At 64.2% G+C, this 13,520-nt stretch carries 11 protein-coding genes; 4 read left to right on the plus strand and 7 right to left on the minus strand.

Going from position 1 to position 13,520, the window contains the following annotated elements:
- Position 1: 1 nt before the first annotated feature.
- Complete coding sequence (locus LSO07_RS12660; protein ID WP_070253664.1) at positions 2–1,111, plus strand: ABC transporter ATP-binding protein; 1,110 nt, start codon at positions 2–4, stop codon at positions 1,109–1,111.
- Positions 1,112–1,181: 70 nt separating this feature from the next.
- Here LSO07_RS12660 and LSO07_RS12665 read toward each other — a convergent pair whose 3' ends face one another.
- From LSO07_RS12665 to LSO07_RS12695, 7 genes are all read right to left on the minus strand, one after another.
- Entirely contained in the window at positions 1,182–2,849 is a 1,668-nt protein-coding gene (locus LSO07_RS12665; protein ID WP_151094584.1) for a ParB-like protein, read from the minus strand.
- Between the two features lie 77 nt (positions 2,850–2,926).
- Complete coding sequence (locus tag LSO07_RS12670) at positions 2,927–3,958, minus strand: ParB/Srx family N-terminal domain-containing protein (protein ID WP_151094587.1); 1,032 nt, start codon at positions 3,956–3,958, stop codon at positions 2,927–2,929.
- Positions 3,959–4,070: 112 nt separating this feature from the next.
- The gene (locus tag LSO07_RS12675; protein ID WP_034777930.1) at positions 4,071–5,306 is read right to left on the minus strand and encodes a maltoporin; all 1,236 of its coding nucleotides are present in this window, start codon (positions 5,304–5,306) and stop codon (positions 4,071–4,073) included.
- A gap of 90 nt (positions 5,307–5,396) precedes the next feature.
- Positions 5,397–6,530 carry an ABC transporter ATP-binding protein gene (locus tag LSO07_RS12680; protein WP_034777928.1) on the minus strand — a complete coding sequence of 378 codons (1,134 nt, stop codon included), beginning with the start codon at positions 6,528–6,530 and terminating at the stop codon, positions 5,397–5,399.
- 10 nt (positions 6,531–6,540) lie between these two features.
- Positions 6,541–7,380: a carbohydrate ABC transporter permease gene (locus tag LSO07_RS12685; protein WP_034777925.1), complete on the minus strand. Its 840-nt coding sequence runs from the start codon at positions 7,378–7,380 to the stop codon at positions 6,541–6,543.
- 8 nt (positions 7,381–7,388) lie between these two features.
- Positions 7,389–8,303: a carbohydrate ABC transporter permease gene (locus LSO07_RS12690; protein ID WP_034758088.1), complete on the minus strand. Its 915-nt coding sequence runs from the start codon at positions 8,301–8,303 to the stop codon at positions 7,389–7,391.
- 111 nt (positions 8,304–8,414) lie between these two features.
- Entirely contained in the window at positions 8,415–9,680 is a 1,266-nt protein-coding gene (locus LSO07_RS12695; RefSeq protein ID WP_034777923.1) for an ABC transporter substrate-binding protein, read from the minus strand.
- A 355-nt stretch (positions 9,681–10,035) separates the two neighbouring features.
- Here LSO07_RS12695 and LSO07_RS12700 point away from each other — a divergent pair, with 355 nt between their 5' ends.
- The 3 genes from LSO07_RS12700 to LSO07_RS12710 are packed head-to-tail and all read left to right on the plus strand — an operon-like array spanning position 10,036 to position 13,508.
- Complete coding sequence (locus LSO07_RS12700; RefSeq protein ID WP_225317288.1) at positions 10,036–11,364, plus strand: ABC transporter substrate-binding protein; 1,329 nt, start codon at positions 10,036–10,038, stop codon at positions 11,362–11,364.
- Complete coding sequence (locus LSO07_RS12705; protein WP_034777921.1) at positions 11,339–12,052, plus strand: response regulator; 714 nt, start codon at positions 11,339–11,341, stop codon at positions 12,050–12,052. The genes LSO07_RS12700 and LSO07_RS12705 overlap by 26 nt, the downstream gene beginning before the upstream one ends.
- The gene (locus tag LSO07_RS12710) at positions 12,045–13,508 is read left to right on the plus strand and encodes an ATP-binding protein (RefSeq protein ID WP_034777919.1); all 1,464 of its coding nucleotides are present in this window, start codon (positions 12,045–12,047) and stop codon (positions 13,506–13,508) included. Before LSO07_RS12705 ends, LSO07_RS12710 begins: the two co-directional genes overlap by 8 nt.
- Positions 13,509–13,520 lie beyond the last annotated feature (12 nt).

A 13,520-nucleotide genomic window follows, 5' to 3' on the forward strand; every position in this document is an offset into this window, starting at 1 on the left:
TATGTCCAGTTTATCGATACGCAGCATCCGCAAGGTGTACACGAATGGCGTCGAAGTCCTCAAGGGCATCGACATCGAGATCAAGGATGGCCAGTTCCTGATCCTCGTCGGCGGCTCCGGCTCCGGCAAGTCGACCTTGCTCAACATGGTGGCCGGCCTGGAAAGCGTCACGTCGGGCGAAATCCTCATCGACGGCAAGGTCGTCAACGACCTGCCGCCGAAGGACCGCGACATCGCCATGGTGTTCCAGTCCTACGCGCTGTACCCGTCGATGACGGTGCGCGAAAACATCGCGTTTGGCTTGAACGTGAAAAAAGTGCCGAAGGCGGAGCAGGAAGAAATCGTCGCCCGCGTCGCCGAAACCCTGCAGATCACGCATTTGCTCGACCGTCGTCCGGCGCAGCTGTCGGGCGGACAGCGCCAGAGGGTCGCCATGGGCCGCGCCATTTCGCGCAAGCCGTCGCTGTTCCTGTTCGACGAACCGCTGTCGAATCTGGACGCCAAGCTGCGCGTGGAAATGCGCGCCGAGATCAAGCTGCTGCACCAGCGCCTGAAGGCCACCATCGTCTACGTCACGCATGACCAGATCGAAGCGATGACCATGGGCGACCTGATCGCCGTCATGAAGGATGGGGTGGTGCAGCAACTGGGCACGCCGCAGGAAATCTACGACAACCCGGCCAACCTGTTCGTGGCCGGCTTCATCGGTTCGCCATCGATGAACTTCATCACCGTCAAGCCTGTCATCGAAGGCAACGAGGTGTTTGTCGCCATCGAGAACGCGGGCAAGAGCATGCGCCTGGCCTTGCCGTTCGCGGCCGACAAGCTGCGCAGCTATGCGGGCCGCGACGTGATCCTGGGCGTGCGCCCGGAGCAGATCACGGACATGAGCAGCGCGCACGGCGACGTGGGCCAGGAACTCGGTTGCCTGATCGACCTGGTCGAGCCGACCGGCCCGGATACCTTGCTGACGACGCGCCTGAACGGCGCCGCAGTGACTTGCCGCACGCACCCGCGCGAAGCCGTGCTGCCGGGGCAGACCATGCAGCTGTCGTTCAACCTGTCGAAAGCCGCCCTGTTCGATCCGGCCAACGGTGAACGCATCGCGTAAGCGTCGTTACCCATGAAAACGGCCCGCCTGTCAGCTGACAGGCGGGCCGTTGTTGTTTACGCCGGTGTGCTTACTTTGCCAGCGATTTTTTGTAGGCGATGGAGTAGGTCAATTTGCCCGTTGGCGTGACCAGGTCGTCCAGCGCCGCCTGGCTGAAGACGCCCGTCCAGCCCAGGGTTTGCGCCGTCACGCCGCGGCTGACGATATCGTTCGCCTTCAGGCCGGCCATCGCCGTCGATGCGCTCTTGATGGTGGCCATGTAGCTGGCGGCGTCGCGCGTATCCGTCTTTGCCAGGTCGATGCCGGCCTGTGTGCGCAGCCAGTCGGCCCAGTAGAATTCGAGGAATTCCGTGGCTGTCGACGGCACCACGTAGCCGGCGTCGCGCGTGAAGTAGACGAGCGAGCGGTACGGGTCGTTGCCCAGCGACTTCAGGCCGATGGACGCGGGCAGCTGGCTGGTGGCGATGGCCTTGTTGCCGCCATCCTTCAGCCAGACCTTGTTGACCTTTTTCATCTGCGCCCAGAAATCGTATTCATTGAGCTTGCTGAAATTGTCGGTCACCTTGACCCATACCTTCAGCTGATGGTTCTGGCCATTGTCGGCGTCGCGGAAGGCGGAAAACGTGTGGTGGCCGTCCGTCAGGTACAGGGTGCCGTTCGGGCCGATGACGACGGTCTTCATGTCGCCCGGCTTGGTGCCCACGGCGGCCTTGCACTGGAACGTCGACGGTGGATTGGTCAGGGTGGCGCCGGCCACGTTGGCCGTCTTGCTTACCACGTCGTCCTGGCCGTTGGCTTCGCACAGTTCGGCGAATTTCTTCGGCTTGTTGGTCTTGGCCATGACCAGGTCTTCCGCGCCATAGCGGCCCAGCTTGTAGTACACCTGGTCGTAGCCGATGGCCGGTTGCGTGGGGTGCAGTTCGTCGAGCGACACTTGCAGGAAGACGGGCGCCGCATCGGTGCCGGCAGCCGTGGCTGCCAGGACTTGCTGGCGCGCGCTGAGCACGGGCGGCGTTTCCAGCACGCTCTTGCCGGTGGCCAGCGGCGCGCCGCCATCGGTGATCTGCGCGACGATGCTGCCGCTGGCGTTGACGATATCGATATCCGTACCGTTCTGTTTTACCTGCAGGTTGTCGAGCAGGACGTCTGCCGGGTCCTTGCTGTTCGGCGTCAGGGGGCCATTGACGAAATCATAGCTGGCCGCCATGCCCAGGGTTTGCAGGGGCGCCGCCAGGGCCGTGCCCAGCTGCGTCTGCGCCGTTTGCAGGCGTGCCGCATCGATGGCGGCCAGGCTGGCGGGGGATGCGCTCGACGGGATGCTGCCCAGCAGCTGCATGGCGATGACGGAGGTGAGCGGCGTCAGGTTGACGGCGCTTTCCTTCAGCGACAGTGCGTACAGCGTGGTGCCGCCTGCCGGCGTGACGGAGACGAGGAAGGGCGCCTTCGCCGTGGCGGCCAGGGTGATGGCCGCTTTGCCGTTCGCGTCCGTGGTGCCGCTGCCGACGGCATTCTTGCCGGCGTCGAGCACGGTAACGGAGGCATTCGCCACGGCCTTGCCGGTGGCCGCTACCACGTTCAGGATGCGTGCGGGGGCGACGGGCTCCACCGGGGCGACGGGCGCCGTGCTGGTGTCGCGGTAGTCCTTACCGCCGCAGGCGGCCAGGCTGGCGCCCAGTGCGAAGGCGATGGCAATGGATAAGGTGCTGCGGGTGCTGCGACGGATATTGTGCTTGTACATGGTGTCCCGTGATGTCGGCCTGAAAAGTGCCGACATGCTAGCGGGCGCAGATGTCAGGATGATGACACGCCGGGAGGTTACTGGCGCGGCAGCGACTTGCGGTAGCCGATGGCGTAGCCCAGCTTGCCCTTGTCTTCGGTCAGTTCGTCGAATGCTGCGTGGTCGATTTCGCGCAGCGCGCCCAGGTCCGCCGCGCGCTTGCCGCCGCTGACGATCTCCGCCGGTTGCAGCGCCACCATCGCCTGCGCGGCCAGCAGGATGGCGCTGGCATACGCGGCGGGATCAAGCAGATTGGCACGTTCCAGGTTGAGCGCCGGTTTGCGGCGCAGCCAGTCGGCCCAGTAGAATTCGAGGAATTCCGTGGCCTTGTCGGGCGGCTTGTAGCCGATCCCGCGCGTAAAGTAGACGAGCGAGCGGTACGGATCGTCGCCCAGGGCCTTCAGGCCGATGGCGGACGGCAGCTGCTGCGGCGTGATGGCCTGGTTCTGGCCGTTTTTCAGCCACACCTTGTTCTCTTCGCGCATGCGCGTCCAGAAGGCCGCTTCGCCCAGCGCGCTGAAATTGTCGCTGACCTTGACCCAGACCTTCAATCGATGATTGCGCCCGCCATCGGCATCCCGGAAAGTGGAAAACGTGTGGTGGCCATCGGTCAGGTACACGGTGCCGCGCGGGCCGATGACGACAGTCTTCATGTCGTCGGGACGGCTGCCCACGGCCGCCTTGCAGCGGTAGCCGGCCGGTGGCGCGGCCAGGGTGGCGCCTGCCACATTGGCCGTGCCGGGCAAGACGTCTCCCTGGCCATTGGCCTCGCACAGGTCGGCGAATTTCTTTGGCTTGGCGATGTCGGCGATGTGTTTTTCCTCGGCCGCATAGCGTCCCAGCTTGTAGTACACCTGGTCGTAGCCGATGGCCGGCTGGGTCGGATGCAGTTCATCGAGGCTTACCTGCAGGATGCGCGGCTGGGCGGCGCTGCCCACGACGGTGGCCATCAGCGCCTGCTGGCGCGCGCTCAGGACGGGGGCTGGCGCGATGGCGGCATCGCGGGCCCAGGCCATGCTGGCGAAAGACAGGGCCAGCGCGGCGGCGGCCCGGGGAAATGCGGTGTGCATGCGACCTCCGAAGTGAGCGGTATGGCGTGCAGCATAGCGCGGCACGCGATTTCGCGCAGTCCGACAGGCGCATGCACTGCGCCATATCAAGATGGGTAATTAAAACCAGCGCTTAGAACCACGTCTCCACCTGCAGGCCGAACGAGGTGCCGCTGGTGGCGTTGCCGTACACGGGGCCCGATTCATTGGCCTTGTTGACGGCGGCCGTGGCGGCGTCGTTCCATTTGCCGTAGGTGACAAAGGCGCGCAGCTCGGGACGCGACCAGTAACCTTTGCCCGCTGTCAGGGTGGGCGCGAAGGTCAGCTTGGTCAGGCGCTGCGCGGCGCCGCCCGTGGGCGAGGTCACGCGGTCCGTGCCCAGCTCGAATTGCAGCTTGAAGTTGTCGTTGACGGCATACACGGGGCGCACGCCCAGGGTGGTCCAGGTCGAACTGCCGCCCGTGGCGTCGGACTTGTCGCGCTGCACGATGGCGATCATTTCCGCGCTCCATTCCGGCGTCGGCTGTATCCACAGCGAATTGAAGATGCGCAGGCGCGTGACGTCGCTGCCATTGCGGATCGAACCCGTCGTGCCCATGCGGTCGCAGCACTGGCCGCCGGCGCCCGTGCCCGGCCCCACGCCGTACTGGATGCCGAAGGTGTTGGCGCCGCCCCACACTTTATCCTGCTTGTGCAGCACGGTGGCCTGCCAGCCGCTGTGCGAGGTGCTGTCCTTCTTGTCGGGCGTGATGAGGGTGGTCAGCACTTCCAGCGTGCCATCCTGGTTGATGGGGATGCCCTGGTAGACGAGATTTTGCCGGATGGCCGAGTTGCCGGGCTTGTCGTTATCCTTGAAGAAGCCATAGCTGATGCGGCCCGGTCCCAGCTTGTACTGGTCGATGCCGCCGCCCGTGCCGTTCATATTGATGTATTGCAAGTCCAGCATGTGGATGTCGGGACGCATGTAGTAGCGCTTGCCGATCCAGGCCGTGCCGCCGTTGAGCATGGCGATGTTTTTCGCTTCCACGTACATCTTCGACATGCTCAGTTCCGAATCGCTGACGGCGGAGCTGGGCGTGTAGGCGGCCACCATGATATGGCCGACGAAGCTGACGCCATTGGGCGACTTGGCCATTTCCTTCTGGTATTCGAACTCGCCATAGGTGTCGCATTCGTTGCCGAGCCGGTAGCGCATGGTGTTGCCGCCCAGGCCGTAGCAGCTTTGCGGGCCGCGGCTGTCCGAGCTCGAGCCGAGGCCGGCGCGGAAGTAGCCGTGGTATTCGCCTTCGGCATCGCTGGCGTGGGCGGCGCCGCAGGCCAGCAGCATAGTGCAGGCCAGGGCCAGCGAGGTCTTGATCGGGTGTTGCATGGAATCTCCTTGTCGTTATCAAAATGCGTGCTTGGGCACGTCGTACCGGATCGCTGCCGATCCAATCGGGGGACTGCCTGGGCGGAAAGCTCAGGCGGCCAAAATCTGTTTCGATGAAATCAGGTTGCCGGGTTCGCGCCGCGTGCGCGCCACGCCTTGCGCGTCGAACAGATGGAAGGCGCTGCTGGCGGCCGAGACCGTGAATGGCTGGCCCAGCGGCACGCGGTTGTTGCCGTCGCCGCGTATCACCAGTTCCTGGCCGTTGTCCAGTGCCAGGTAGATGAAGTTGGCTTCGCCCAGGTGTTCCACCAGGCTGACGACGCCCTGGAACTGGGCGCTGCCATCGCCGTTTTCCAGGATATGTTCGGCGCGCAGGCCGACCGTGACGGCATCGCCCGGCAGCAAGCCGGCCGGATCGACGAGGGCCGTGATTTCCTGGCCGCTGGCCAGCGCCACGCGCACGCCATCGTCCTGCGCGGCGATGACCTTGCCCTCGAAGAAATTCATCATCGGCGCGCCGATGAAGCCGGCCACGAAGCGGTTGGCCGGCTGCTGGTACAGCTCGAGCGGCGTGCCGGCCTGCTGGATATGGCCGCCATGCATGACGACGATCTTGTCGCCCAGGGTCATGGCCTCGACCTGGTCGTGCGTCACATACACGATGGTGGCGTTCAACTGGCGATGCAGCTTGGCAATTTCCAGCCGCGTCTGCACGCGCAGGGCCGCGTCGAGGTTGGACAGCGGCTCGTCGAACAGGAACAGCTGCGGTTCGCGCACGATGGCGCGGCCGATGGCCACGCGCTGGCGCTGGCCGCCCGACAGTTCGCGCGGCAGCCGTTCCAGCAGGTGGTCGATCTTCAGGATGGCGGCCGCGTGGCGCACGCGCTGCGCGATGGCTTCCTTGCTGGCGCCGGCGATCTTCAGGCCGAACGCCATGTTGCGGTACACGCTCATGTGCGGATACAGGGCATAGCTCTGGAAGACCATGGCGATGCCCCGTTCGGCCGGCGGCAAGTCGTTGACAACCTTGCCGCCGATGGACAAGGTGCCCTGCGAAATGCTTTCCAGGCCGCACAGCATGCGCAGCAAGGTCGACTTTCCGCAGCCGGAAGGGCCCACCAGCACGACGAATTCACCGTCGCGGATGTCGAGGTCGATGCCGGCCAGCACATTGTGGCGGCCGTCGTAGGATTTGGTCAGTTGTTGCAGGCTTACATGGGCCATGGCGCACCTATTATTTGACCGCGCCGGACGTCAGGCCGCGGATCAGTTGACGAGAGAAAATGACGTACATGACGAGCACGGGAATGACGGCCAGCGACAGCGCCGCCAGCACGGAGTTCCAGTCCGTCACGTATTGGCCGATGAATTGCTGCACGCCCAGGGTGACGGTCTTGGTGCGGTCCGATGGCGCCAGGATCAGCGGGAACCACAGGTCGTTCCAGGCGGGAATCATGGTGAACACGGCCACCGTGGCGATGGCGGGGCGGATCAGGGGCAGGATCACCTGGAAGAAGATGGCGAATTCGCCCACCCCGTCGCAGCGCGCCGCATCCTTCAGTTCGCGCGGCACCTGGCGCACGAATTCGGACAGAATCATCACGGCCAGCGGCAAGCCCTGCGCCGTGTACACGAGCACCAGCGCGCTCAGGGTGTTGATCAGATCGAGCCGCACCACCAGTTCCAGGATGGACACCGTGCCGAGGCGGATGGGGATCATGATGCCCAGCGCCAAGTACAGGGTCAGCAGGCGGTTGCCCGTAAACGTGTATTCCGACAAGGCCCAGGCCGCCATGGCGCCGAACAGCACGATCAGCAGCAGCGACAGCAGAGTGACGAACAGGCTGTTGCCGAAGTACAGCAGGAAGTCGGAATTGGCCAGTACCTTGTGAAAGCCCACGAGCGAAAAGGTGGAGGGCGTGGGCAGGGCCAGCGGATTGTCGAAGATCGCGGCCCGCGTCTTGACCGAGTTGATCAGGATCAAGACGATGGGGAACAGGGCGATGATCGTGTAGCCGGCCAGGATCGCATGCACGGCGGCGCGGCCCAGGGGGCGGGTGGAAACGTTGCGCATGGCGGCCCTTACAGTTCGTAGCGTGTCAGCTTGCGCTGCACGAAAAAGAAATACACGCCCACGCCCACGAGGATCACGAGGAACATCATGGTGGCCACGGCGGCGCCCATGGTGGGGCTGCCCAGCTGGGCCTGGTAGCCGAAGAAGGTGCGGTAAAAGAAGGTGCCGAGGATGTCGGTGGCGTAGTTCGGTCCCGCCAGCGCGCCTTTCACGGAATACACGAGGTCGAAGGCGTTGAAATTGGCGACAAAGGTGAGGATGGTCACCAGTCCCAGGGTGGGCCAGATCAGCGGCAGCTTGATTTGCCAGAAGATGCGCATGGCGCTGGCCCCTTCCGCGTGGGCCGCTTCGATGATTTCCTCGGGCACGGCCAGCAGGGCCGCATAGATCAGCATCATGGGGATGCCGATATATTGCCAAACCGAAATGAGGGCGATGGTCAACAGGGCCGTCGATTCCTGGCCCAGCCACGGCGCGAAGTAACTGCCGATGCCGACGCCATCCATCAGCGACTGGCCCACGCCCCACAGCGGCGACAAGATCAGCTGCCAGATGAAGCCGATGATGACGACGGAGAGCAGGGTCGGCAGGAAGATCAGGGTGCGGTAGCTGCGCTCGCCCTTCAACCCCTTGAGGCTGAAGAGGGTGGCCAGCAGCAGGCCGATGGGATTTTGCAGCAGCATGTGAATGAGGAAGAACTTGCAGTTGTTCCACATCGCATTCCAGAAACTTTGCGACCATTGCGGGTCGAACAGGATGGTGGCGTAGTTGGCCAGGCCGGCAAAATGGTGCTGGCCGCTCTCATCGGTCGTGTACAGGCCGAGACGCAGGGTATCGGCCAGGGGCAGGGCGCTGAACAGCGAATAAATGACCAGCGCCGGGGCCAGGAACACGAGCACGTGCCATGGGAAAGCTTTTTTCACGGCGAAACTCCAGACGAAGAAAAGCACCGGCGGCGGGGCCGCCGGCAAAACCGTGCCACCGGCTGCCGCATCGCTTTGCTCAGGCCGGTTGCGCGGGGAGGAGGGAGGGATTTATTGCTGCTGCGGCTTGTACCACTTGGCAAAGCCGGACTGGATCTGGCGTGCCGCGTCCTTCGGCGCCAGCTTGCCGTTCAAAACCTGGGCGTTGACGTTCCACAGCTCGTTTTCCATGCTCGGTTCGCCACGGTTGAGGATTTGCGCGTTCAGGCGGATGGTCGAGGCGCAACTGGCGCGCCAGCCGTTCATCTGCTTGGCCAGCGGGTCCTTGATGGAGATCAAATGGTTCGACAGCGAGAAGAAGCCCGTCACCTTGTTGGTGTAGATGTCGGCGAATTCCTGCGAACCGAGCCAGGCGAGGAATTTGTAGGCGTCTTCCTTGTTCTTCGACTTTTTGTTGACGCTCATGCCGATGTCCGTGTGGTCCGAGATATAGCACTTGTCGCCGGCCTTGCGCACGGGCGGGTTGAAGGCGCCCAGTTCCAGTTCCGGGTCTTGCTTGAAGTAGGCGATGTCCCAGGAGCCGGACGGGTAGATGGCGGCCTTGCCCAGCGCAAACTGGTTCTGGCTGTCGCCATAGGTTTGCGCGCTGGCCCCCTTGGACAGGTAGCTGCCCAGGCGGGCCTCGTATTCCCAGGCGGCGACGAATTGCGGGTCGGTAAATTTGGCCTTGCCGGCGATCAGCGCCTTGCGGCCTTCTTCACCCTTCCAGTAATTGGCGCCGATGCTGGTGAAGACCACCTGGTTCGCTTCCCACTGGTCGGCCGTGCCCAGCGCCAAGGGCGCATATTTGCCGCTTTTCTTGACCGTTTCCAGTACCTTGAAGAATTCCTCTTCCGTTGCGGGTGGCTGCAGTTTCAGTTCGCGGAAGATTTTTTTGTTGTACAGGAAACCATGCATGACGGAGGCGATCGGCATGCAGAAGGTGTCCTTGCCATCGTCCGTCTGCCACGCCACCTTGGCCGAGGCGGGGAAGTTATCCATGCCGGCCTTGCCGTCGAGCTTTTCCAGCTGGCCCCGCTTGTACAGGGCCAGCGAGACGTCGAACGGGCGGCAGGCCAGCAAGTCGCCTGCCGTGCCGCCGCTCAGGCGCGCGTTCAGGGTGGAATCGTATTCGGTGGGGGCCGTGGGCGAGAATTTGATCTCGATGCCAGGGTGCTTTTTCTGGAAGGCGGGAATGAGCACCGTTTCCCACAGGGTCTTGTCATCCACGCGCCAGCTTTCGATGGTGAGCGTGCCAGCTTGTGCCGTGCCGCTGGCCAGCAGCAGGGCCAGTAATGTGTTGCGCGCGGCCACGCCGCCTTTTGCATGCAGTTGCATGTCGTCTCCTTGTTGGTGTTGGTCTTGTTTTACTGCCGGTTACGCTGCAGTTGGCGGACAGTAGCATCGGAGAAAATGTGACGCCAGCGCCCGGCATTGGACCGATGTACTTTTCTTATCCTGTTGATTCAAAAGGATAATTTTCAAATGTGCAGGTGCGCTTGCTTACCTTTCCTTACCGTCATCCGATGCCGTGGCGCGCCGCGCGGGGCGTCGGGTGGCTGGCCCGGTTTATCCTCCGCGCAAGATAGGGCAACAAAAGCTCACATTTCTTTACAAATCAAGGTACTAAATTACCAACATGCTGTTTTGTAGTTGGGCTATAGTTTGTCGCGACAAGAAAAAGGGGACAGGATTGAAGACGCCACCGCGCAGCACCGCCGACCGCCATGCCGGGGCCGCCCGCCGTCGCGGCGTGGCGGCGCTGGCGCTGCTGGCCGCCCTGTTCTGCAGCGTGCCCGTGCGGGCCGAGCCGCTGCAAGTGCTGCACTGGTGGACGTCAACCGGCGAACGCCGCGCCGCCGACGTGCTGGTGGCACGCCTGGCACAGGAAGGCGTCGAATGGCGCGACGCGGGCATTGCGGGCGGCGCCGGGGTCGGCGCGGGCAAGGTCTTGAAGAGCCGCGTGCTGGCCGGCAATTCGCCGGAAGTCATGCAGCTGATCGGCTATACCCTGGGCGAGTGGAGCGACCTGGGCTTGCTGCTGCAGCTCGACAGCGTCGCCGCCAGCAACAACTGGCGCGCGACCATGTATCCCACCGTGTGGGGATTGCTGCAAAACCGGGGCCATACGATGGGCGTGCCGGCCGGCATCCACCGCATCAATACCCTGTTTTACAACCGCAAGATCTTTCAGCGCCTGGGCCTGGCCGTGCCGCGCAGCTGGAGCGACTTCGAGCGCGTGGCCGGCAAGCTGCGCCAGGCCGGCATCACGCCGCTGGCGCAAAGCAGCGAAGCGTGGCAGGTGGCGACCTTGTTTGAAACGCTGGTGCTGGCCGAATCGGGGCCCGCGTATTACCGCGCCCTGTTTGTCGACAAGAAAGCCGAGGCGTATGCCGACCCGCGCCTGCGCCACGCCTTGCAGCGGCTGAGGTCGCTGAAGCAGTGGATGGGCACGCCGCTGCGCGAACAGGGCTGGCCCGAAATGGCGCGCCAGGTGGGCGTTGGCGAGGCGGCCATGTACATCATGGGCGACTGGGCGAAAGGCGAGCTGAACGCCTGGGGCCGCGCCACGGACGAGGTGTTCGGCTGCGCCGCCGCACCGGACACGGGCGACTACCACCTGTACAGCATCGATACGCTGGCCATGTTCGCGTCCGACTACACGCACCAGGGCGCGCAGGAAAAGCTGGCGCAGGTGGTCGCTTCGCTGCCCGTGCAGCTCGAATACAGCCAGGTGAAGGGCTCGATTCCCGCCTTGCGCCAGGCCGACCTGTCGCGTTTGGACAGCTGTGCACGCGCCTCGGCGCAGGCATTCGCGCGCGGCGCCGCGTTCCAGGCGCCCAGCCTCGTGCACCGCATGGCCACCGATGAAACCAGCAAGGACGCCATCATCGCCGAAGTGCACCGCTATTTCCTGGACGAGACGATCAGCGCGGCCGACGCCCAGCGCCGTATCGGCAGCATGTTGCAGGCGCTGAATAAAAAAGGACGAGACCATGTCACGCAAAATCCTGGTCGTTGACGACGATCAAAAGACCCGCATGCTGTTGAAGGCCTACCTGGAAAAGAACCAGTACGAGGTGGGCCTGGCGCACGATGGCGCCACTTTCCTGGCCGAATTCCACCGCCACGTCGACAGCCTGTCGCTGGTGATCCTCGACGTGATGCTGCCCGACACGGATGGCTTTGCCCTGTGCAAGGTGGTGCGCGCCCGCTCGAACGTGCCCATCATCATGCTGACGGCCAGCTCCGACGAGACGGACCGGGTGGTGGGGCTGGAACTGGGCGCCGACGACTACATCGCCAAGCCCTACAGCCCACGCGAATTGCTGGCGCGCATCAAGGCCATCCACCGCCGCACGGGCATCGACGCGGCCGCGCCGCCCCGCTATTACCGCTTCGTCGGTTTCACCCTCGACACGCTGGAGCGCACGGTGACGGATGCCGATGGCGAAGCGCTGCAGCTGACGGGCCTCGATTTCCAGCTGCTGCGCTACTTTGTCGAGCATCCGGGCGATATCCTCGACCGCAGCGTGCTATGCGAGCAGACGCGGGGGCGCGACGCGGGGCCGCTCGACCGCTCGCTCGACGTGCAGGTCAGCCGGCTGCGCCTGCGCCTGAAGGACGATGGCAAGCAGCCCATGCTGATCAAGACGGTGCGCGGCGCCGGCTATGTCTTTTCTGCTGACGTGAGCAGTGCGCATGCCTGAGCGGGGCGCGCGCCGGCTGCTCGAGCGCCTGTTGCCGCCATCGCTGCTGGGGCGCTTGTCCGTGGTGATGGTCGCCGGCGTGCTGGCCACGCAACTGGTGGGCAACCTGATCTGGGCCACGCAGCTGCGCCGCGACTCGGCGGTGGAGGCGCGCATGGCTTCGCAGCACCTGGCCCGCAGCGCCGCCAGCACCATCCGTTTCTTCCTCAGCCTGCCGGCCAACTACCGCCCCATCCTGATCCAGCAATTTCGCGAGATGGGCGGCACGCGCTTCTTTGTCAACGTCAACCAGGGGCCGCTGGCCATCCGCGAAATCGCCCCGCACGCGCTGGCCGATACGGTGGTGGCCACAGTGGGCGCGGCGCTGAAGAACGACTTGCCGCAGCTGGCCGGCTACCGCGTGGGCTTCGCCTGGCCGGGCGACCTGGTGGTGGCCGACAGCGGCGCGCACATCGGTGACTTGCCGGAAAACTGGGTGCAGCACATCTTGCTGCTGAAACCGAATCCCGCGCCCGTCCTCGTGATCCAGGCCGAGCTGGAGCCTGGCAACTGGCTGTACCTGGCGGCACTGATGCCCAACCCGTATTTCTTGCAAAGCAGTAATCCGTGGACACTGGACCGGGTATTGCTGCAAGCGTTGTCGCTGGCGGCCGTGCTGCTGCTGTCGATCCTCGTCGTACGCTGGACAACACGGCCGCTGGCCGCCTTGTCGGACGCGGCCGAAGCGTTTGGCCGTGGCGAGACGCCGCCGCCCCTGCCGCAGACGGGCAGCCGCGAGTTCGTGCAGACGGCGCGCGCCTTCAGCGGCATGCGCGAACGCATCCAGCGCTACCTGGAAGACCGCGAACGGCTGTTCGTCTCGATTTCGCACGACTTGCGCACGCCCATCACGCGTCTGAAATTGCGCACGGAATTGCTCGACGACGATGTGCAGCGCAACGAATTCCACGATGACCTCGATGAATTGGACATGATGGTCAAGGGCGCGCTGCAATGCGTGAAGGATAGCGATATCCATGAAAACGCCACCGAGGTGCGCCTGGACCCCTTGCTGCAGCGCATGGTGCGCGGGACCCAGCTGGCTGGTCATGAAGTGCATTACGCGGAGACGGGCCTGAGCGTGAAGGCCAAGCCTCTGGCCCTGAAGCGCGCCATCGGTAATCTGCTCGACAATGCCCTGTTTTATGGCAAGACGGCCCACCTGTCGGCGTGCCGCGAAGGCGTCAACGTGGTGATCCGCATCCGCGATGACGGCCCCGGCGTGGCCGAAGAGGCGTTCGCCAGCCTGTTCCAGCCCTATGTGCGCCTGGAGCATGGCCGCGAGCAAAACGCGCATGGCATGGGATTGGGGCTCGGTATCGCGCGCAGCATCATCCAGGCCCATGGCGGCGAGCTGACCCTGGCCAACCATCGCGACGGCGGCCTGGAAGCGACCATCCGCCTGCCGGCACACTGAAGTGCCGCCATG

The organism is Janthinobacterium sp. PLB04, assembly GCF_021165895.1.
GTDB lineage: Bacteria > Pseudomonadota > Gammaproteobacteria > Burkholderiales > Burkholderiaceae_D > Janthinobacterium > Janthinobacterium lividum.